General features: G+C 45.5%; 21 protein-coding genes and 1 pseudogene. 15 read left to right on the forward strand and 7 right to left on the reverse strand.

Features of this window, described 5'->3' with window-relative positions; translation table 11 throughout:
- Window positions 1-16: 16 nt before the first annotated feature.
- Entirely contained in the window at window positions 17-1,057 is a 1,041-nt protein-coding gene (locus tag DDT91_RS08865) for an LLM class flavin-dependent oxidoreductase (protein WP_187175815.1), read from the reverse strand.
- 225 nt (window positions 1,058-1,282) lie between these two features.
- Between DDT91_RS08865 and DDT91_RS08870 the strand changes: the two genes are divergently transcribed.
- Entirely contained in the window at window positions 1,283-1,510 is a 228-nt protein-coding gene (locus DDT91_RS08870) for a DUF3820 family protein (protein WP_187175816.1), read from the forward strand.
- A complete protein-coding gene (locus DDT91_RS08875; protein WP_187175817.1) occupies window positions 1,507-2,286 on the forward strand; it encodes a CPBP family intramembrane glutamic endopeptidase in 780 nt (259 codons plus the stop codon). The genes DDT91_RS08870 and DDT91_RS08875 overlap by 4 nt, the downstream gene beginning before the upstream one ends.
- Here the strand turns inward: DDT91_RS08875 and DDT91_RS08880 are convergent, their stop codons facing one another.
- The 4 genes from DDT91_RS08880 to DDT91_RS08895 form a co-directional block, all read right to left on the reverse strand.
- Window positions 2,287-3,414 (reverse strand): serine hydrolase, encoded by a 1,128-nt coding sequence (locus DDT91_RS08880; RefSeq protein WP_187175818.1) that lies wholly within the window; start codon window positions 3,412-3,414, stop codon window positions 2,287-2,289.
- 121 nt (window positions 3,415-3,535) lie between these two features.
- The gene (locus tag DDT91_RS08885; protein ID WP_255502061.1) at window positions 3,536-5,272 is read right to left on the reverse strand and encodes a family 43 glycosylhydrolase; all 1,737 of its coding nucleotides are present in this window, start codon (window positions 5,270-5,272) and stop codon (window positions 3,536-3,538) included.
- A 6-nt stretch (window positions 5,273-5,278) separates the two neighbouring features.
- On the reverse strand, window positions 5,279-6,376 hold the full coding sequence (locus DDT91_RS08890) for a Gfo/Idh/MocA family protein (protein ID WP_187175819.1): 1,098 nt from the start codon (window positions 6,374-6,376) through the stop codon (window positions 5,279-5,281).
- 81 nt (window positions 6,377-6,457) lie between these two features.
- Window positions 6,458-6,724, reverse strand: a complete 267-nt coding sequence (locus tag DDT91_RS08895; RefSeq protein ID WP_187175820.1) for a hypothetical protein — start codon at window positions 6,722-6,724, stop codon at window positions 6,458-6,460.
- Between the two features lie 188 nt (window positions 6,725-6,912).
- On the opposite strand from DDT91_RS08895, the gene DDT91_RS08900 reads away from it, so the two are divergent.
- From DDT91_RS08900 to DDT91_RS08910, 3 genes are all read left to right on the forward strand, one after another.
- Entirely contained in the window at window positions 6,913-7,362 is a 450-nt protein-coding gene (locus tag DDT91_RS08900) for a MarR family winged helix-turn-helix transcriptional regulator (RefSeq protein WP_187175821.1), read from the forward strand.
- An 80-nt stretch (window positions 7,363-7,442) separates the two neighbouring features.
- Entirely contained in the window at window positions 7,443-8,447 is a 1,005-nt protein-coding gene (locus tag DDT91_RS08905) for an NAD(P)/FAD-dependent oxidoreductase (protein ID WP_187176142.1), read from the forward strand.
- A gap of 13 nt (window positions 8,448-8,460) precedes the next feature.
- The gene (locus tag DDT91_RS08910; protein ID WP_187175822.1) at window positions 8,461-8,784 is read left to right on the forward strand and encodes a 2Fe-2S iron-sulfur cluster-binding protein; all 324 of its coding nucleotides are present in this window, start codon (window positions 8,461-8,463) and stop codon (window positions 8,782-8,784) included.
- A 99-nt stretch (window positions 8,785-8,883) separates the two neighbouring features.
- Here DDT91_RS08910 and DDT91_RS08915 read toward each other — a convergent pair whose 3' ends face one another.
- The gene (locus DDT91_RS08915) at window positions 8,884-9,456 is read right to left on the reverse strand and encodes a hypothetical protein (protein ID WP_187175823.1); all 573 of its coding nucleotides are present in this window, start codon (window positions 9,454-9,456) and stop codon (window positions 8,884-8,886) included.
- A gap of 152 nt (window positions 9,457-9,608) precedes the next feature.
- Here DDT91_RS08915 and DDT91_RS08920 point away from each other — a divergent pair, with 152 nt between their 5' ends.
- The 5 genes from DDT91_RS08920 to DDT91_RS08940 all read left to right on the forward strand — a co-directional run bounded on the left by DDT91_RS08920 (window position 9,609) and on the right by DDT91_RS08940 (window position 12,543).
- Window positions 9,609-10,055, forward strand: coding sequence for an SgcJ/EcaC family oxidoreductase (locus DDT91_RS08920; protein ID WP_187175824.1), 447 nt, complete (start codon window positions 9,609-9,611; stop codon window positions 10,053-10,055).
- Window positions 10,056-10,255: 200 nt separating this feature from the next.
- Window positions 10,256-10,459 carry a DUF4242 domain-containing protein gene (locus DDT91_RS08925; protein WP_370539309.1) on the forward strand — a complete coding sequence of 68 codons (204 nt, stop codon included), beginning with the start codon at window positions 10,256-10,258 and terminating at the stop codon, window positions 10,457-10,459.
- Window positions 10,460-10,872: 413 nt separating this feature from the next.
- The gene (locus DDT91_RS08930) at window positions 10,873-11,274 is read left to right on the forward strand and encodes a hypothetical protein (RefSeq protein WP_187175825.1); all 402 of its coding nucleotides are present in this window, start codon (window positions 10,873-10,875) and stop codon (window positions 11,272-11,274) included.
- A gap of 75 nt (window positions 11,275-11,349) precedes the next feature.
- Entirely contained in the window at window positions 11,350-11,724 is a 375-nt protein-coding gene (locus tag DDT91_RS08935; RefSeq protein WP_187175826.1) for a hypothetical protein, read from the forward strand.
- Between the two features lie 66 nt (window positions 11,725-11,790).
- Window positions 11,791-12,543, forward strand: coding sequence for a DUF2490 domain-containing protein (locus DDT91_RS08940; RefSeq protein ID WP_187175827.1), 753 nt, complete (start codon window positions 11,791-11,793; stop codon window positions 12,541-12,543).
- Window positions 12,544-12,628: 85 nt separating this feature from the next.
- On the opposite strand, the gene DDT91_RS08945 is transcribed toward DDT91_RS08940, so the two are convergent.
- Entirely contained in the window at window positions 12,629-14,263 is a 1,635-nt protein-coding gene (locus DDT91_RS08945) for a carboxylesterase/lipase family protein (protein WP_187175828.1), read from the reverse strand.
- A 99-nt stretch (window positions 14,264-14,362) separates the two neighbouring features.
- Here DDT91_RS08945 and DDT91_RS08950 point away from each other — a divergent pair, with 99 nt between their 5' ends.
- From DDT91_RS08950 to DDT91_RS08970, 5 genes and pseudogenes are all read left to right on the forward strand, one after another.
- A complete protein-coding gene (locus tag DDT91_RS08950) occupies window positions 14,363-15,067 on the forward strand; it encodes an NUDIX domain-containing protein (protein ID WP_187175829.1) in 705 nt (234 codons plus the stop codon).
- A gap of 3 nt (window positions 15,068-15,070) precedes the next feature.
- On the forward strand, window positions 15,071-16,612 hold the full coding sequence (locus tag DDT91_RS08955) for a carboxylesterase/lipase family protein (protein WP_187175830.1): 1,542 nt from the start codon (window positions 15,071-15,073) through the stop codon (window positions 16,610-16,612).
- A gap of 3 nt (window positions 16,613-16,615) precedes the next feature.
- Window positions 16,616-17,902, forward strand: a complete 1,287-nt coding sequence (locus tag DDT91_RS08960) for a CitMHS family transporter (RefSeq protein ID WP_187175831.1) — start codon at window positions 16,616-16,618, stop codon at window positions 17,900-17,902.
- A gap of 4 nt (window positions 17,903-17,906) precedes the next feature.
- Window positions 17,907-19,226: pseudogene (locus tag DDT91_RS08965) on the forward strand (acyclic terpene utilization AtuA family protein).
- On the forward strand, window positions 19,223-19,528 hold the full coding sequence (locus tag DDT91_RS08970) for a hypothetical protein (RefSeq protein ID WP_187175832.1): 306 nt from the start codon (window positions 19,223-19,225) through the stop codon (window positions 19,526-19,528). Before DDT91_RS08965 ends, DDT91_RS08970 begins: the two are co-directional and overlap by 4 nt.
- Window positions 19,529-19,547: the final 19 nt, after the last annotated feature.

The raw sequence follows: 19,547 nt of genomic DNA on the forward strand, positions 1-19,547 counted from the left end.
TGTCATTGGTCATTCGTCATTGAAAATTGTGTTTTTTCCTCAGTTTCGGAATCACTTCCTCTCCGATCAGTGCTATGCTTTCTGAAAGCTGCTGATGACTTAGCCCGGCATTGTCCATCTGAAATGTAAATCGGTCGATACCCCCCAAGGACTCGCTGTGACGTAGGATTTTTTCAGCTACTTCTTCCGGTTCCCCAACTAGATAGGCTCCCCATTTTGAATTTTGAGCCTCGAAGTGGCCACGGGTTACTGGGGGCCATCCCCGTTCTTTTCCGATACGGGTAAATGTTTGGGCATAGCCAGGGTAGTAGTTTTCCACCGCTTCTTCGTGCGTTCGGGCAACATATCCCAGGGAGTGAAGCCCAACTTTGAGTTGGTCCTGAGAATATCCCGCCTTATCTCCTGCTTCCCGATACAAATCGACCAAAGGACGAAAGCGATGCGTTTCGCCCCCAATGACGGCTACCATCAATGGCAATCCAAGAGAGCCAGCACGGGCAAAAGATCCCGGAGTTCCTCCCACTCCCAGCCAAATCGGTAATTTTTCCTGCACCGGACGAGGATAGATCGCCTGATTCTGCAGGGCAGGACGAAATCTCCCTGACCAAGTCACCACTTCCTGTTCCCGGATTTGGAGCAAAAGCCCGAGCTTTTCGGCAAATAGCCTGTCATAATCCTGCAGATTGAGCCCGAAAAGGGGAAATGCCTCCGTAAAAGAACCACGGCCGACTACCATTTCTGCACGTCCCTGAGACACCAAATCCAAGGTAGCAAACTGCTGAAATACCCTTACCGGGTCGGCTGCACTCAGGACAGTCACTGCACTGCTTAGTCTAATCCTTTTGGTCATCCCGGCGGCAGCTGCCAAAATCACCGAGGTCGCGGAATCTAAAAATTCCTTGCGGTGATGCTCACCTATGGCAAAGACATCCATGCCCTTTTCATCGGCCAACTTGATCCGCTCCAGCAACTCTCTCATCGCATCCTGAGCAGTGCCCACCGGATTGCCATTCTTGTCTGTCACAAATGCCGCAAAGCTGTCTATTCCGACTTCCATCGTTTTTTCCTTTCTCTTTATTGGAGTAAAAACCGAGGTCGCATCAAAAAGATTCAATGAATCAAGTGTCCTACGTTTCTTGACCCTGGACTAAAATTCAACTTTAGTCCAATGCGGTCCTTTGTATTCAGATGCTGGAATTCAGCCCAAGTTGGCTTAGTTTTTCCTGCTTCCGGAGAAGCTGGAAAAGGATCAAGGTCAAAACAAAAACCTTACTTTTATCCCATGAACCCCGAAATCCTCGTCGATCTGGTCACCAAAACCATGCCTTTTGGAAAATACAAGGGTTGGCTGCTGTGCGATATTCCGGAACACTACCTGGTATGGATGCATGCACAAGGCTTTCCCGAAGGAAAGCTGGGAATGTGGCTGAGTACACTTTATGAAATCCGACTTAACGGGCTGGAGGAAATTCTCCGGGAACTGAAAAACCGCTACCCAGCCAAACGATGAAAAAGCTTTTGGCTTCTCTCAAATGGCAGAGGATTTCTGCCAAGGAGATCGACTTCCAAAATTTGGATCAAGAAAGTCGATTTCTGATTCTCTACTCCATTTTCTACGTCCTTTTGGCAATCGGAATCGGCCAATTGATCCTAGATTTCCCCCTGCCAATTTTGAATGCCAAAGACTTTATCCAAGACTTTTGGTACGCGGTGGTTTTTAAGTTCACCTTTCTCCTACTCCTACCTAGCCTTATTTTCTTTACTCGTTGGAAATATGGATTTCAGGATCTGCTTTTTGGCCTAAAACCAAATACTGGGATGATGGTCAAAGGCACTTTTTTGGTCTTGATGGGTTTTTTGATGAACACCAGGCATATCTCAAGGATTGCAGAAGCAATGCCCAATTTTGAAGACTCCGAACTTCGCTTGCTTTTGGGAACCATTTTACCTTTTCTGATTGCAGGGTTGCCAGAAGAATTGTTTTTCAGAGGAATGCTTCAAACCAGACTTGAAAAACTTTGGAACACCCCTTTGGCCATTCTTGTCTCCGGATTACTTTTCACGGCTTGGCACTTACCTAGCCGATTTTTCCTTGCAAATGGAGTAGAAGGTCAGGCAGGGGATTTGATCTCGGTTCTAATAGGTACCGGAATTCCGGTTTTCTTGGTCAGTTGCTTTTTTGGTTGGCATTGGGCCAGGTATCGGAATTTGCCTCTGTTAATTTTAGTGCATTGGGCGATTGATATCTTGCCCTCGTTAAGCTCTTTTTTTGGTCTTAGAAATTAATCAGGGGGTAATCCAATCCTCGTAAAGAATATTGACCGCTTTCCGAATCACACGGATATAGCCTTCCTCTTCCACAGGGTCACATCCATTGGTGATCACCACAAAGCCATACTTTTTCTCCGGGTCAAAAAACATCGCTGAATACAAGCCATACGCCGAACCGGTATGCCCTGTAAGTTCGACTCCAGAGATCAATTTGTCTGTTTTCCAAAGTGCCAAGCCATAGTTCTCATCTGAAGATAGCGGGGTCTGCATCTCTTGTGCGCTCTTTTTGGATATGATCTTGGCTTTTTCCCCTTTGCCATGATTCATATGCATGATCATGTACCTAGCCAGATCGGGAGCAGAAATCTTCAATCCACCTGTGGGCGAAAATATGGGTGTGCTGTAACCCATTTGGTAAGAGGCCAGTTCTTCCCTTCGGGAAGCATAAGCCGCGGGTGAAGGCATGAATTTGGCCGAATCCCTGGAGTAATTGTACAGCGTTGCAAACCGGGAAACATCCAGATCATCCACATTGTATCCTCCATAGAGTCCGAGTGGATCGAGGATGTGTGTTTTGACATAGTGATCGAATCGCTCTCCGGAATACTTTTCAATGATGGTTCCGACCATGTTGAAATTCAGGTTGCAGTACTGATAGCCCTTTCCCGGCTCGTAGGCATTGTAGACTTTTTCCCAATTGGGATTCTTGGATGGATTGATGGCGTCCAGGGTAAAATAACCTTCCGAATCGTTGAGGCTGGAGGTATGCGAAAGCAGCATTCGCAAGGTGATTACCGTGTTGGGAAACTTTGGATTTCTAACCTGAAATCCGATCAGCTCGCTTACATCATCATCTAAACTCAACTTCTTCTTTTCCACCAGCTGCATAATGGAAGTAGCCGAAAAAGACTTGGATATCGAGGCAATCCGAAATAGATCCGAAGCCTGAAGCGGTACTTTTCCTTCCTCCTTCCAACCCAGAGCATCCGTGTAAACCAGCTTCCCATCTTTCACAACCGCTACCGAAAGCCCCATCACAGGCTGGTTTTCCATCAGTTGAGTCAATCGCTCTTTGGTCTGATTCAGAGCCTGCGCTTGGAATCCGAAAATTAGGAGGGATAGTAAGAGTAGCATATTCTTCATGTACCTTTTCGAGTTACTGTTAATTGAGTAATTAGGTTAATGGGCCAATGGGATAGTAAGTTGGCAAGTCAAAAACAAACTCTTTGTCTTGAGTCTAGCTTCTGATTTCTTGTATCTTCATTCATTCCACCTTCTGTACCTCATACCACTCACTCGTGCCGTTTTCATTAATGGCCTCGATGGTGAAATAGTAGGTTTTGGTGCGGTCAAGGGTTTTGAGCCAATATTCATTGTTTCCCATGACCATGATGGAGGTGTAGAGTTTGTCCGGTGATGTGCCATAGTACAAGTTGTAAGCATAGGCATCCGGCATGGGTGACCACTTGATAAAGGCACTTCGTTTGTCCTTTTCGGTACGAAAAACCATAAACTGCTTCACTTTTTCAGGCTTAGCTCCTCCCCCATTTCCAAAAACCCGGAAACCGCTAATTGCAAATTTTCCAGTCGGCATGTGGATATTCTCCAATTTGAGAAATCGAGTCTTTACCGGAGTTTTCAATTCCACATACTCATGAGGAATATCCGTCGTGTTTTTGCTTTTGTCTACGAGCACTTCCCACTTTTTCCCATCCAAGGAATGGTATAAAATGTACTGATGATACTGATCTGTGCGCTTACCGAGTCGATCCTGATCCACATCCTGATCGGCATAGTTAATCTGGATAGCATTGACCGTGCTGACCTGACCAAGGTCTGTTTGAATCCACTCGCCTTTGTTTCCTGAAGTGGCACTCCAATAGGTTTTGAGATCTTCGTCATTGGCTTTGTTAGCTGTGAAACCACCCAAAGTAGAAGAAACTGCCATGGGTTTGTCATAGTTGAGCAGCATCCAGCCGGTGAATTTTCCAGCCTTCTCAGTACCAGGCAGAAAGTGTGGATAGTCCCCAAAAGCCGTGCTGCTCCACATCACATCGTCCCGGTCAAAGCCGGCCGGCCAGATTCCCAATCGGCGCTCAAAGGTATTTTTCACCGAAATCATGATCGTACTGATATGCCAGTACAATCCCTGATTGTCTTTAAATGTACTGCCATGCCCCGCCCCTCGTGCAAAACCCCCGAGCTTCATGCTCAGCGGATCAGATTGGGGAGTGAAAGGTCCCAAGGGAGTTGGCCCAACAACTACCCCATCCGAGTAGCCACTGAATTCGGTACCCGGCGCCCCATATTGCAGGTAGTATTTTCCGTTGTGTTTAGTCATATGTGCTCCTTCCATAAAGGGATCGAGGAAGGTGTTGTCCATATGCTCCCCAAATCGCTGCCAGCCATATTTGTCGGGTTCGAGCAGGTACAGCTCTTTTCGGGTCCCAATGGGATCTAGGGTCTTTCGGTCCAACTCGATTCCATACAAGGGATATCTGTTTGAACTGCCATTGTACATATACAATCGTCCGTCATCATCGGTAAAAAAGTCCGGATCCCAGCCTCCGATTTCAAACTTTTCAACCAAAGGTTTCCATTCATTGGCTGTCGGATTAGTACTCATCCAGATGGTAAAGTCCTTCTCGTAAGTCGAGCCCATCACCAATACAGTGTCGCCAACAATGCCCACTGCCGGAGCGCAGAGTTCGTCGTAGACTTTGTTCCAAGGGCGTAGAAAAAGCCGGGAGTGAAACTTCCAGTTGTACATGTCTGTGCTGGTCCAATACCCCCATTGATTGGTGGAAAAAAGGATAAAAGTCCCTTTGTAATTGACCACCACCGGATCGGCAGTAGCTCGATGGCGACCCCATTCCGAAAAGTTGGGAATGGGCGTATAGCCGTAGTCGAGATTGATCGGATTGCAATAGGTCTGTTGCTGGGAAAATGCGGGAATTACCCAGCAAAACATCAAAATAAGAAGCAGGTATCGTTGGCTCATGGCGTACTATTTTGAGAGAAAAACAGTTTTTCCGGAGGTTGCGCTTTCTTTGGCTGCTTCCAGGATTTCCATCACGATCAAGTTATTTTCCAAACTGTACGGATCGAAGGGGCTTAACTTCGTCTGGTTGCGGACTACCGCTTTTAAGACTGAAAAGGGATCATCAAAAGGCTGCGGCCGTGAATCCAACTGAATCTTTTCTTCCTCAAACCCATCATATCCCTGAGCCATTCTAATGCGTAATTGCTTGGCATTGTCTGAGAAAATCGCTCCAGTCAAGCCGTAGATTTCCATATCCTTTCTACCGATAGGCCAGTTCCAGGAAGCTTCGATGATGGTCTGAGAAGTAGGATAGGTCAGAATAATGGTCGCCTCATCATCTACTTTGGGATTGTCAGCGGGATTGAGTTGCTGGGTGATCGCCGTTACCGAAACAGGTCGCTTTCCATCCAAAAGCCAGGTACTCAAGTTTGCCCCATAGCAGCCAAAGTCCATCAATGCCCCGGCCCCATTTAGCACAGGATCGGTCAGCCACTTCAAAAACTCCGGGCCTACTCCAATTTTCTTCGGACCTCGATGCCCATCCCGAACGACTATTTTTCTTGCTTCTCCGATTTGACCTGCTTGGAGCAGCTGATGGGCTTTTTCATTCGTAGCATACCATGACGTCTCGTAATTGGTCAGCAGGTGGATTTGGTGTTTTTGAGCTAAAGCAGCCATCTCTTGGGCCTGAGACAGACTGACGGCAAGAGGTTTTTCTACCATCACATGCACTCCTCTGGGAGCACAGGCTTGAACAATTTCCAGATGGGCAAATGTTGTCCCAAAGCCCGTAACAGCCTCTGGCTTGGTTTTCTCCAACATTTCATCCAAGGATTCAAATATCAAATCCATTGACAACCCATGAGCTCTGACATAGCGCTCAGCCAATGACCTGTCAGACTCGGCAATACCTACAATTTCGATATCAGGGCGCTTGTGGGCTTCGAATACCCAACCTACATGTCCATGATTGAGCCCGGCTACACCGATTCTGAATATTTTTTCCTGACCAAACGATGGAAAAAACCAAAGCAAGAGAATAACGACAATCCAATTTTTCACCAGGGTAAATTAGGGAATTTAATGAAATACCCCCTTCAGTTTTGAATTGGAAATCAAATTGCCCTTACAAATAGAAGCCCGCTATTTGATACGCTCTTTCTGCAGCCTGTCAAACTCCTCCAAAAGTGCAATTAGCTTGATTCTGACGTTTTTGTCTGAAATATCCAATCCCTGTGCCGAAAATTGGGATTGAATAAACTTCAGCGCATTGTACGGTGTAACCTGCACTTTGTTGAATGCAGCTTCCTCAGGAGTCAGAATATTGTTATACATATCCATGAGCACATAGCCCCGGTCGGAATTTCGCAAGACTTCCAGGGCCTTGTCGATGACTGTATTCCAATTCATTTATTGATGGGTTAAGTTTTAAAAAAGTAAAGGGATTAAGCAATTCAAAATACGAATTAAACCCGCCCAAAACCAAACAAGTAACAAGCAATGAGGCAATTTGGATAGATATATTTTTCCTATGGTTTTAATAGGAAATTCTAATTTCAGAAAACTATTTTCATATATTTGTCACACTAACAATTGGTATGACACAGGAACTCTTTGCGCGATATTCTTTTCTTCTCGATCGCACTGCGCGAAAGGTAAAGCAGTATGCGCAACAGCAGTTTAAGCAAGGAGACTTTGATGTGACCGTTGATCAGTGGCTGGTGCTCAAAAATCTTTCAGAAAATGGGCTGATGAGCCAAACAGAATTGGCAAACCTGGTTTTCAAGGACCATCCGACACTGACTAGAATCATTGATCTCCTGTGTAAAAAGGGCTACGTGGAAAGAGTCCTTCACCCTACCGACCGTCGAAGTTTTCAGCTTCATCTGACCGAAAGCGGTGTAGAAAAAGTCACTGAACTCAAGCCTAAGGTATTGGAGATTCGGGAAAAAGCTTGGGAAAACCTGACCGAAAGCGATTTCGAAGAATTTAAACGGATTTTGAATACAATCTACCAAAATTTGGATGGACAAATCCTGGAAGAATAACAGATAGTTAGCATACTAATTATATTTGCACGAACAAATCCAACCAGTTTTGGTTGTCAAAAGAAACCATGAATACAAACATGATCCATACTGATCTTTGCATCATCGGGGCTGGTCCGGTGGGGCTATTTGCTGTTTTTGAAGCAGGTCTGCTCAAAATGCGCTGCCATCTCATCGATGCACTTCCACAAATCGGGGGTCAGCTTTCTGAGATTTATCCTCAAAAACCGATCTACGATATTCCTGGATACCCTGAAATCAAAGCTCAGGACCTAATCGATAATTTGATGGAGCAGGCTAAGCCTTTTCAGCCTACCTTCACCTTGGGAGAGCGCGTAGATCATCTGGACAAACAACCTGACGGAAGCTACATCGTCACTACCAGCGACAAAACCCATGTACATTGTAAAGTGGTCATTATTGCCGGTGGTTTGGGTTGCTTCGAACCGAGAAAACCGGTCCTAAACAACCTGGAAGAATTTGAAGGAAAGGGAATTTCTTACATGGTGAAAAACCCGGAAACCTTCCGTGACAAAAACGTAGTAATTGCCGGAGGAGGTGACTCTGCACTTGACTGGACCATCTTCCTGGCCAAGGTTGCAAAAAGAGTAACCTTGGTTCACAGAAACGAAACCTTCCGAGGCGCCCCTGATTCGGCTTCCAAGGTCTTTGACCTCGCCAACAAAGGAAAAATTGACCTGATCCTGTCGGCCAACCTAAAAGAGGTCAACGGAAACGGAAAACTGGAAAAAGTAATTCTGGAAGATAAAAACAAGCAGGACGTCAGCATAGACGCGGATTATCTGATTCCTCTTTTCGGCCTGTCGCCTAAGCTTGGACCTATTGCCGATTGGGGACTCAGCATAGACAAAAACGCCATCGAAGTAGATACCCGCGACTACTCCACAGGAGTGGAGCGAATCTATGCCATCGGTGACATCAATACCTATCCGGGAAAATTGAAACTCATCCTTTGCGGATTCCATGAGGCTGCGATCATGATGCACTCGGCATTCAAATACGTGTATCCTGATCAGAAGCTCAGCTTCAAATACACCACTGTAAACGGCGTCAACGCATTCTAACCCCACCCCGGCCATGATCAAATTCACCGTAGAAGACCAAGAAGGCAACAGACAGGAAGTAGAAGCCCCTGCGGATATGGGCCTGAGTCTGATGGAAGTACTGAAAGCATCTGAATACCCGATTCTCGCCACCTGTGGAGGAATGGCACTATGTGCCACTTGCCATGTGGAGATTTTGGAGGGAAAAGATGGACTAGGTGACGCCACCGATGTAGAACTTGACCAACTCGAAAATCTACCGGAATATTTCCCTACATCCCGCCTCGCCTGCCAAATCCGAATCGGAGATATCCTCGAAGGGGCTGTGGTGAAGCTGAGAGGGGAAGATGTGATGTGAGTATCAAGTAGCAGGTATCAAGTGGCTAGACGCTAGACTTTAGAAGCTAGAAACTAAAGGAAGAAACCACCTCTCAGCCGAGGTGGTTTTTTTGTTTGTTTAATTTGAAAAAACATTAAATGGACCCTCATAGCCAAACAAGTAGGTCAATTCAGTTTCCACATATTCTTTGGAAAAAAAGTCATACAACTGCTGGTAAGTCACCATCCGAATGGATTTATCGTCTGGAAAATACTCTAAGCTCCTTATCTCAAATTCGAAATCAATTTGTTTTGGGTTATTTGACCAAATTCCCCGATCCCCGAAAAAATTCAAATCCAGCTCGCCATTTTCTTTGAGCACCACAATTCTCCTGTTGAACCCACATCCCGTGATAATTTCCACCTCATTTGTAATTTTATCCCTAAGCTCCGAAAATGTGAACGTTTTAAAATCCATAACCGGGGTTTGTCTATTCAACCGCCATTCAATAGAAAATCCCCCTTTACCGCACACAGAAAAATTAGTTATATGCTCGGTGGTTTGCTCACCTGAATTCATAAAATCTACCGGAATGGAGGTGGTTATGGACTCTAAAATATATACACCATATGGACCGTCAGGCTTTTCCTCTTCCTTACATCCAAGCAGAAAAAATAAGACAAGACCAAAAAGAGCAGCAGTTTTTCTCATACCTAAATCTAACTATTAATTAGGTTGATTTAGTTGTTTGAGTTAGCAAAAATCACAAACTCCGTTTCTGATGCTTTAAATCCAGCCTCTTGTTTATAAGTTGTTTTTATTTTTTTATGAGTAATTTAAAAATGGTTTATCCCATTAAACATATGAAAACACTCATCTGGATTGTCCTCTTGGTTCCCTCTATTGCTTTCTCCCAAATCAAACCCGGACAAAAAGACGATGTCGTAAAAATTCATCATTTGATCAATCATTATGCGGAGGCCCGAGAAAACCAGGACACTGTCTTGCTCAAAAGCATCTTGACCGAGGATGTAGATCAGTTGGTCTCCTCCGGGGAATGGAGAACAGGCATCCGTGAAGCCGTGGATGGGATGCTGAGAAGTTCTACTTCCAATCCCGGAACCCGCACACTGGAAGTAGAAAAAATCAGATTCCTGAGCGATGACATTGCTTTGGTGGATTGCCGCTATGTGATTAAAAATCCCAGCGGGGAGTCTCGGAATATGTGGAGCAGCTTTACGGTGGTTTTTAAAAAAAGAGATTGGAAAATTGCCGCTATCAGAAACATGAATCCCAGCGGAGGGAATTAATGGTATGCCTTAATCTTTTGATTTCATTTTTTTTAGGAGTATTTTTTAGTTAAGCGAAGTCCAGAGATCACTTCAAAAACGGGGCGCATCTGAAAAGCCTAACGAGTAGGTCAAATCAAAAATTTCCAAAAATGCCAAAGTATATCATCGAGCTCGAGATACTCGGAGCGGGGAATCTTATCCCTAAGCAGTGGAAATGAATCTCTCAAACTTCCTGCGAGGTTCTAAGCAATCTGGGCCCGCAAATCCAATGGCTTCACAGCTACGTCACAGGAGACAAAATCTATTGTGTAAACATCGCCCCCAACAAAAACTTGGTCAAAGAACATGCAAAAAAGGGTGGTTTTCCTGCCAATTCTTTGGGAGAGGTCAAAACAATCATTGAACCGACAACTGCAGAATAAATCCTTTTAAGTAAGAAAAGAAGTGCAGCTATTCCCTACACTTGTCTTGCTTAACTTGAACAATTCAAAAAAGGAATTTAAAGTCTATCGGCTTCTGTTTAATTCTCAGAGGCTTATCGCTATGAGGATATTTTCTTACAATTGGCTTGAAAGAGAACAAGGAAAAACATGAATGATTAGGTCTGGTGCTCAAATCGGTATGGGAAAGATGCTCAGAAAAAGTCTAGTTCTACCTTTGGAATCCTGAACCGTCACCGTCGGAACAAACAAAGCCCAACCTTTTCAAAAAATACCCAGTAGTGGGTATTTTTTGACCATTTTTTCAACGGAACTTTAGCCTTACCAAACAAAAGCCTGGATTTGAATCACCCTTCAAATCGATTACGATTCTAATTATCCAAATTAGATGTATCATGACCACTCCCATCACCTCCACCCATGAATCTCATTCCGTCTTTGGACAGATCGAAATTCAATCCTTCAGTGTCCATTTCAATATCATAGCTAGAAGGGACCATTTGGGGCATCATACCCCAGAAATATTTCACCAAATGTTCTTATCTGGAAAAAACCTCAACGGCCACGACTTTACCAAGGTGGATATGAGATTCCGGGAGATTAACCACATCGTAACGAACCCGGGAGGATCGGCAGACACGTTCATCATGGACATCCCCAAACCGGATTTTGGTGTTTTCGATCAGATGCTCAAGATGACTTTGGATTCGAAAGATTCCAATCCCCGAAAACTCCTTTTAGAATATTCCTCCTCCCCCAACAAATACGAATACAATGCATCTTTCATAGTCAGGTAATTAAAAAAATCCATCCAAAAAGTGTAGCAAAAAAATTCCAAGAATCGTTAGTAGGTTTAAACTTTCAAAGCTACTATGAAAACCCTGATTTGGATACCTGTTGTCTTTTTGATGAGTTTTAGCTGTATGGACTCTGAAGATGTAAACAATTCTGATCTTGGCCAATTAGAATTGTTAGAAAAGGAGATCATTGCTCTTTCTGAATCTGTACCTTGCACTAACTCTACCGAATGGAAGTTTACCCCTATGGGCAGTAAATCCTGCGGAGGCCCACTCCGTTACATAGCCTTTCACCAAAGCGTGGAAAAAAGATTTCTGGAATTGGTGGATCAATATACCTTTCAGCAACAGGAATACAACCGAAGAAATAATGCAATCTCCGATTGTATGTTGGTAGGTGCGCCACGTGCCGTCACCTGTGAAGGAGGAAAACCCATTTTTGTTTATTAAATCAAGGAAATGAGACTTTTGTCACAAAAGTTTTAAGTATTCAAATTGTATCATGGGCTTCAGATCATGAAGCCCCAAATTAAACTCTCAATAACCACAGCACTTTTATGCCTTGGCCTCCTTCATCCGGTCAAGGCTCAAAAATCTACCAATCAGGCACTTTGGTATGGGTTTACTATTGGTGCTGCGATAAATCAAAAATGGAATAACGAAACCGAACTGATGGAGCGCCATCTGATCCATCCCTTCCAGCAAAGTCAGTTTTTGATCCGAACCAAGTTTCATAATACCATTTCGGAAAGATCAAATTTTGGCTTCGGAGGCAGTATTTTCTTTTTCCATATTCCACAAACTATCCATCAATCCTCCTTTACCCTACCGGAAATACGGCCCCATGGAGAGTATAACTTCCGAACCAATTTGGGACCTTTGGATTTAGAAAACCGACTGAGAGGTGAATTAAGGTTTTTCAAAAACACCAATGAGTCAAAAACAGAACTTCAAGAGGGTTTTCATTATGGCTCCGCTAGAATTAGATACCGCCTTCAAGCCATTTTCCCCATAGCCAAATTCTCAGATCAAAAATCCCTCAAACTGAAAGTAGCGGACGAACTTATGGCCATGGCAGGCGGGAAATTTCAGGAATTTACATTTGATCAAAACAGGATCTCTGTAGACCTAAGTTTGAGCTTTTCTCCTTTACTAAGTCTTGATCTGGGCTACGTCAATTGGTATCAGGCCAAAATTTCCGGAGGCTACCTGGAACAGCACATTCTACGCACCGTCATCAAACATCAGTTAAAATCATCAAAAAAATAAAAGGCCGGTTTCCCGGCCTTAAATGCAAACAGACGCTGTGTTAAGTTCAAATCTGTTATACTTTTTGGGTGATCTACAACTCGGTTTACTTATCGTTTTTATAATACTTGTCATGAAAGACTTGCCGTGCATCATGCTGGGCTTTCACCTCTTTGGTTTCGGTATCAATGACCATCACCGGAGGATTAGCGTCACCAGCCTTTGCAGCTGACCAATTGGGGTTGTCTCCACCGTTTGGATTCCCCGTTTTCACAAAGTTGGTGAAGTAATCAAACATCGTCTTGGAGGCCTTATAATCCTCAGGTGTCCAGGCAAATTCTTTCACCAAATGAAGATTTCCCATGGCATACTCAATCTCAGCAGCGTGTCTGGCTCCGATTTGTTTTGGTGCGGGAGTTGGATTTTCAGTTCGAACTGTCCCTCCGGCCAGACCTGCCATTAGGTTTTTGTCTACCAATGGAGGAGACAACTTACTGAACAGATAGCGATACACGGGTTGATTGCTATGATTTCGATGCAAGTCAAACCACTTCCAGGTACTGTACACAATAAATCGGTCCGAAGCCAAGTCAGTTGCGGAATATTCCACTTGCTCGGGAGTATCGTGCGCATACAATGTCAACACTTCGGTAGCCTGATCTGGATAGGCTTCTTTTACCTTTTCAATAAAATCTTCCTTGGTGTAAGGCTTACCCTGCATAAACGCCGCACCGGGAATCTCGGCAGAGTTCCAACCCAAAAGCAATGGAACCTGAGCTTGCTCACCAGCCCGGAAGATTTCCGGAAGTGTCTTTGGCAGCAAGTACCCGTCAATCACTACAGGAAAGCCGAATCGACCGGATTCCTGATAAAGTTCAAACACGTCCTTGGCGGACATTTTTCTGGCCTCGGCCATGGATTGTACTCCTGCTTTCTCAAGAAATTCTTTTCCAGTTTGCTCTGCTTCCTTTAGAGAAACTGGAGATAAGGTCGGATTGATCCCAGCACCGCTTTCTCCGATCGCTCCATGAATCAGATTTTTGGAAATTGGAGAAGCCATCTGATAGGAAACGGAAATCGAACCGGCGGATTCTCCTGCAATGGTCACTTGATTGGGATTACCTCCAAAAGCAGCAATATTGTCTTTTACCCACTTCAAGGCCAAAGCCTGATCGAGTAACCCATAATTCCCGGAAGCTTTGTAAGGGGCCTCGGCACTCAGTTCAGGATGAGCCAAAAATCCAAAAATCCCCAAACGATAATTTACAGTCACGACCACCACGCCTTCTTTGGCCATGGACTCTCCGTTGTATCTTGGCTCAGACGCGTCTCCTGCCACAAAACCTCCGCCATAGAAATAGACCAAAACCGGAAGATCCTTACTGTTTCGCTTTGCCGGAGTCCACACATTCAGGTAAAGACAATCCTCTGAAACCCCATCCGACCAAGAATTCATATCCCCAAACACAAGACCCTGAACAGGTCTGGCGCTAAACTTTTTGGTCATTTTTACTCCAGACCAGTTTTCAGCCGGGACTGGAGCTTTCCAACGCAACTCTCCCACTGGGGGCTTGGCAAAGGGTATCCCAAAATAGGTCGAAATCCCATTGGTCACGTTGTAATTTCCCTCGATGATTCCGTTTTGGATCTTTGTCTGCACGGGCATAAAGTTATTGCTTTGAGCATACACCATTGAAGTACAGAAGCATAGCCATATCCAGCCAAGTAAATACACTTTCATGAAAAGTAGGTTTGCAGAAATCTATTGTTTCATTCTGAGACAATATTAATTGCTTCTCCGGAAAAATCCTATTTACTTAGATCAGAATTAGAACCCAACATGCCTAATCAAGAAGTTTCTCCGTACATTCCTCATATCGCATACGACTCAGTGGTTTTTGGATTCTCCAAAGGAAAACTCAAAATCCTGCTGATGGAATATCATGCCACCGGCTGGTTTGCTCTACCTGGTGGATTTGTCAGAAAATCCGAAAACCTGGAAGATGCCGTTAAACGAGGACTTTTTGAACGCACGGGTTTGAAGGAAATCTACCTTGAGCAGTTTCACACCTTTGGGGATATCACCCGATTTCAGCCTGAAGTGATGCGGAGGATTTTGGAGGCCAACGGACATTTGATTCCGGAAAATTATTGGATGCTGGATCGGTTTTTCTCCATCGCCTATTATGCGCTTATCGATTATGAAAAAGTAACCTTGACGCCGGATGCACTCTCTGATTCTATTGCCTGGTATGAGATTGACAAGCTTCCGGAGTTGATTCTCGATCATGGAAAAATCGTTGAAAAGGCACTTCAAACTCTAAGAGAAAACCTGGATCGCAAATTGATCGGAGGCAATCTTCTCCCCGAGCGGTTCACCATGAATGAACTTCAGGCCGTGTATGAGGCGATTTTGGGACAAAAGCTCCGTCGCACCAGCTTTCAGCGGAAAATGCTCAGTCTGGACATTCTTGATCGACACGAAAAGCTTTTCACCGGCAAAAGCCACAAAGCTCCTTATCTCTACAGCTTCAAGACCAATTAACCCATGCTCAAAAGCCCGATACTGCTCATCGCTGCGATGGGCTTTCTTTTTATCTCTTGTGCCAAATCAGAAAATACCACTGAAATCTCGATTCAGTCTGTGTCCATAGAAGGAGGCCTCATCTCAGGAAAAACCGACTCCAGCGGACAGGTCAAAATCTTTAAAGGAATACCGTTTGCCGCCCCTCCAGTGGGGGAATTGCGATGGAAAGCCCCACAGGCTGTCCAGCCTTGGGAAGGAATCAAATCCTGTACAGAAAATCCTGCCGCACCGATGCAAAATCCACCTGTTCCGTTTTTTGCCTGGTCGGAGGAATTTTTGATCCCCAAAGAACCTATTTCAGAAGATTGCCTCTACCTCAATATCTGGACCGCCGCCGAGCGTATGGATGAAAAACGCCCCGTGATGGTCTGGATTTACGGGGGAGGATTTAGCTCGGGAGGCAATACAGTTCCTCTTTATGACGGAGAAGAACTGGCGAAAAAAGGCATCGTGGTCGTCGCGCTTAACTACCGAGTAGGAATGCTGGGATTCCTTGCCCATCCCGAACTCAGCGCTGAAAACCCAGACCAGACTTCCGGCAACTATGGCCTCTTGGACCAGATTGCCGGATTGGAGTGGGTGAAAAAGAACATCGCTGCATTTGGCGGAGATCCGAATAATGTCACCATCGCAGGCCAATCCGCCGGAGCTTTCAGTGTCAACGCCTTAGTGGTCTCTCCTAAGGCAAAAGGCCTTTTCCATAAAGCCATCGCCCAAAGCGGAGGCATGTTTAATCGGGGTTCGGGCTTGGTTTCCGGACTGCAAGGAGCCGAAGAAAGAGGCAAACAATTGACCGATACGCTTGGAATCTCGTTGGCAGATCTTCGACAACTCCCTGCGGACAGTCTTCTTAAATTCCCCGCAAGATTTGGTCCCGTGGTGGATGGCAAGATTTTGCAAAGTGTGAGACAAGCTTTCGAAGAAGGGACTTATTCTGATGTTCCGCTGCTGACAGGTTGGAATGCCGACGATCGGGTTTCCGGAAATCCACCAACTACTCCAACTGAATTCAAAGCCAACGCCAAGAAACAATATGGAGGCCGGGCAGGGGAATATCTGGAGCTTTTCCCTGCGGGAAATGAAGTAGAACTCGAAGAAACCCTGAAAACCATCGGAGTCCTCGGATTCGGATTTCAGAACTATACCTGGGCCAGGATGCAGACCGAAAAGGGGCAAAACGATGCCTATCTCTACTATTTCACACGCGTTCCTCCTGGAGAACCCAATTATGGAGCTTTCCATTCGGCTGAATTCAGCTATGCACTGCACACTCTCCACAACTGGAACCGACCTTTTGAGCAGGTCGATTATGATCTGGAAAAAAACATGTCCGACTACTGGGTCAACTTTGTGAAAACAGGAAATCCCAACGGAACAGGTCTTCCCGAATGGCCGGTTTTTGATCCCGAAAACCCACTGGTCATTGAGCTTGGAGCGGAGATTAAAACCCGGGCGATGCCGTATTGGTCTCAGATGAAATTTATGGAAAGTCTGAATCGATAACATATGTTGGCATTTCTGGGACTGTTGACCATTCTCCTTCTGCTTTTCCTGGTCATTACCAAAAAAGCCTCTCCCGTTATTGCGTTGACCCTCGTTCCGATTTTTACAGGAATGTTAGCTGGTAAAACGACCGAAGTTCCGGCGATGATCGGTGAGGGATTGCAAGCAATTGCCCCAACTGGGGTGATGTTCGTCTTCGCTATCCTCTTTTTTGGGATCCTATTGGATGCAGGCACATTTCAACCCATTATTTCCAAACTGCTGAAAATAGCGGGAAATGACCCAGTCAAAATCGCCTTAGCCACAGCAGTTTTGGCTATGTTGATTCATTTGGACGGTTCAGGTGCGGTCACCTTTTTAGTAGTCATCCCTGCCTTGGCTCCGATCTATGATCAGTTGGGTATGAAGCGGATTACTTTGGCCTGCATAGTCGCCCTATCGGCTGGCACCATGAATATGGTACCTTGGGGAGGGCCGACGATCCGAGCGGCCACAGCTTTGAATGTACCTGTTACCGAACTTTTCAATCCCATGGTCATTCCCCTACTTTCAGGATTGGTATGCGTTATTATGATTGCTTTTTTCTTGGGGAAAAGTGAAAAAAGAAGACTTGGGAACCCAAATCAAGCCTCTATTTACGCCATATCCACTGAAGAAAATCCCCTGCACCGCCCAAGTCTATTTTGGATCAATGTCCTACTGATCTTGGCTGCTATTACAGCCATTATTCTATCTTGGGCACCTCCTTATGTGGTGTTTATGGTGGCATTTGCCGTGGCCTTACTGATCAATTTCCCAAAAGTAGAGGAACAGAAAAAACGAATCGATGCTCACGCAAAAGGAGCCATGCTGATGGCAAGCATCCTATTTGCCGCAGGCTGCTTTACAGGAATCCTGAAAGGAAGCGGCATGATGGATGCGATGGCCGCTGCGGTACAGACCATGTTGCCAGAACAGCTTGGAAGACAACTCCCGCTTTTGACAGGATTGGTGGCTATGCCGGCAAGTATGCTCTTTGATCCCGACTCCTTCTATTTCGGCATTTTGCCTTTGCTTTCTTCTACGGCGACCACCTTTGGCGCAAGTGGTCTGGAAGTCGGGCAGGCAGCGATTTTGGGACAAATGACTACCGGATTTCCTGTAAGTCCGCTGACTGGCTCCACTTTTTTGTTGGTGGGACTGTCTGGTGTGGAGTTAGGCGATCATCAGAAAAAGACCATTCCATTGGCGTTTTCGGTCACTTTAGTGATGCTTTTGGTATCTGTTTTACTCGGAGTGATTTCGATTTAGTATGATGGAAAAAATAAGAATCGGATGTGGCGCAGGCTTTTCGGGAGACCGATTGGAGCCTGCTTTGATACTGACGGAAAAGGGAGATCTGGACTACTTGGTTTTGGAATGCCTCGCCGAGCGGACCATCGCATTGGCACAAAAGCGCAAACAGCAAGACCCCAATGCCGGATATGATGTACTCTTGGAGAGGAGAATCGAGGGTTTGCTTCCACTTTTACTCCAGCATCAGACCCGCCTGATCACCAACATGGGTGCTTCCAATCCTATCGCAGGAGCTAAAAAAATCCTGGAGATTGCTCAGAAACTCAGGCTAAAAGTTAAAGTAGCTGTTGTACTCGGGGACGATGTCTTTGATCAACTCAGTGGCGAAGAACTAAGCATGGAAGGTGAAAAACCGTTGAGTTCGTATGGACAATTGATCTCTGCCAATGCCTACCTCGGAGTGGATGCGATTCTTCCGGCCTTGGCCACCGATGCTCAAATCATCCTAACCGGAAGAGTGGCCGATCCCTCGCTTTTTTTGGCTCCGATGATTCATGAATTGGGCTGGGCTAGAGAAAATGCAGACCTGATGGGCAAAGGAACCGTACTTGGACATCTCATGGAGTGTGCCGGGCAGATTACGGGAGGCTATTTCGCGGATCCTGTCACTAAGCCTGTTCCGGACATGGACATCCTTGGGCATCCCATCTTGGAAGTCTTTCAGAATGGCAGCGGCATTATCTCCAAAGTAGAGGGTACAGGAGGATTGATCAACACTCAGACCGCCAAATAGCAATTGCTTTATGAAGTATTGGATCCGGCAAACTACTTTACCCCCGACGTGGTGGCAGACTTTCAAAGTGTACGTTTTGAAGAAATCGGACCAAATCAATTGCTAGTCACCGGAGGAACCGGCAAGTCACAACCTGAAAAGCTTAAAGTCAGCGTAGGCTATCAGGCCGGCTGGATCGGAGAAGGGGAAATTTCCTATGCGGGAGCCCATGCCGTTGAGCGTGCAAAATTGGCCGGAGAAATCATCCAAAAGCGAATTGGAGATCGCTTTGATGAGTTTCGGGTAGATTATATTGGCTTAAGTTCGCTTCATGGAGAAAGCCTTTCTCAAGGTTCTACTCCTTATGAAACCCGACTCCGAATTGCCGGAAAGTCCAAGAACCAAGGCCTCGCCCAACTCGTGGGAGAAGAGGTGGAAGCACTCTACACCAACGGACCCGCCGGAGGTGGAGGAGCCAGAAAATACCTCTACGAAGTCATCGGAGTCGTCTCCGTCCTAATGAATCGAAACCAAATCCAACCTTACATTCAAGTCTTTGAATCATGAGTCAGAAGCTTGCCGATATCGCCCACAGCCGCGCTGGAGACAAAGGGAATACATTAGTGCTTTCCCTTTTTCCTTTAGATGAAAAGGATTTTCCGCTTTTGGCAGAAAAAATCACCGCCGAAAAAGTGAAACTACACCTCTCCTATCAGCTTAAGGGAAGTGTCACCCGACATGAAATCCCCGAGCTGCACGCCTTACTTTTCACTTGTGAAAATGCATTGGCAAGCGGAGTCACCACCTCCTTGGCAATGGATGCGCATGGAAAAAGCTTGAGTTATGCGCTGCTAGAGATGGATTTATAAGCAAAAGCCCCTTTGGTTC

The organism is Algoriphagus sp. AK58 (genome assembly GCF_014324365.1).
In the GTDB taxonomy this organism is placed as follows: Bacteria; Bacteroidota; Bacteroidia; order Cytophagales; family Cyclobacteriaceae; genus Algoriphagus.

Excerpts from the sequence above, each read along its gene's own strand:
- DDT91_RS08920 (WP_187175824.1), top strand. The coding sequence starts at position 9,609 with ATGAAAACACTCATCTGGATTGTCCTCTTGGTTCCCTCTATTGCTTTC.
- DDT91_RS08875 (WP_187175817.1), top strand. The coding sequence starts at position 1,507 with ATGAAAAAGCTTTTGGCTTCTCTCAAATGGCAGAGGATTTCTGCCAAG.
- DDT91_RS08930 (WP_187175825.1), top strand. The coding sequence starts at position 10,873 with ATGACCACTCCCATCACCTCCACCCATGAATCTCATTCCGTCTTTGGA.
- DDT91_RS08910 (WP_187175822.1), top strand. The coding sequence starts at position 8,461 with ATGATCAAATTCACCGTAGAAGACCAAGAAGGCAACAGACAGGAAGTA.
- DDT91_RS08905 (WP_187176142.1), top strand. The coding sequence starts at position 7,443 with ATGATCCATACTGATCTTTGCATCATCGGGGCTGGTCCGGTGGGGCTA.
- DDT91_RS08880 (WP_187175818.1), bottom strand. The coding sequence starts at position 3,414 with ATGAAGAATATGCTACTCTTACTATCCCTCCTAATTTTCGGATTCCAA.
- DDT91_RS08950 (WP_187175829.1), top strand. The coding sequence starts at position 14,363 with ATGCCTAATCAAGAAGTTTCTCCGTACATTCCTCATATCGCATACGAC.
- DDT91_RS08895 (WP_187175820.1), bottom strand. The coding sequence starts at position 6,724 with ATGAATTGGAATACAGTCATCGACAAGGCCCTGGAAGTCTTGCGAAAT.
- DDT91_RS08955 (WP_187175830.1), top strand. The coding sequence starts at position 15,071 with ATGCTCAAAAGCCCGATACTGCTCATCGCTGCGATGGGCTTTCTTTTT.
- DDT91_RS08970 (WP_187175832.1), top strand. The coding sequence starts at position 19,223 with ATGAGTCAGAAGCTTGCCGATATCGCCCACAGCCGCGCTGGAGACAAA.
- DDT91_RS08945 (WP_187175828.1), bottom strand. The coding sequence starts at position 14,263 with ATGAAAGTGTATTTACTTGGCTGGATATGGCTATGCTTCTGTACTTCA.
- DDT91_RS08935 (WP_187175826.1), top strand. The coding sequence starts at position 11,350 with ATGAAAACCCTGATTTGGATACCTGTTGTCTTTTTGATGAGTTTTAGC.
- DDT91_RS08870 (WP_187175816.1), top strand. The coding sequence starts at position 1,283 with ATGAACCCCGAAATCCTCGTCGATCTGGTCACCAAAACCATGCCTTTT.
- DDT91_RS08900 (WP_187175821.1), top strand. The coding sequence starts at position 6,913 with ATGACACAGGAACTCTTTGCGCGATATTCTTTTCTTCTCGATCGCACT.
- DDT91_RS08885 (WP_255502061.1), bottom strand. The coding sequence starts at position 5,272 with ATGAGCCAACGATACCTGCTTCTTATTTTGATGTTTTGCTGGGTAATT.
- DDT91_RS08940 (WP_187175827.1), top strand. The coding sequence starts at position 11,791 with ATGAAGCCCCAAATTAAACTCTCAATAACCACAGCACTTTTATGCCTT.
- DDT91_RS08960 (WP_187175831.1), top strand. The coding sequence starts at position 16,616 with ATGTTGGCATTTCTGGGACTGTTGACCATTCTCCTTCTGCTTTTCCTG.
- DDT91_RS08865 (WP_187175815.1), bottom strand. The coding sequence starts at position 1,057 with ATGGAAGTCGGAATAGACAGCTTTGCGGCATTTGTGACAGACAAGAAT.
- DDT91_RS08915 (WP_187175823.1), bottom strand. The coding sequence starts at position 9,456 with ATGAGAAAAACTGCTGCTCTTTTTGGTCTTGTCTTATTTTTTCTGCTT.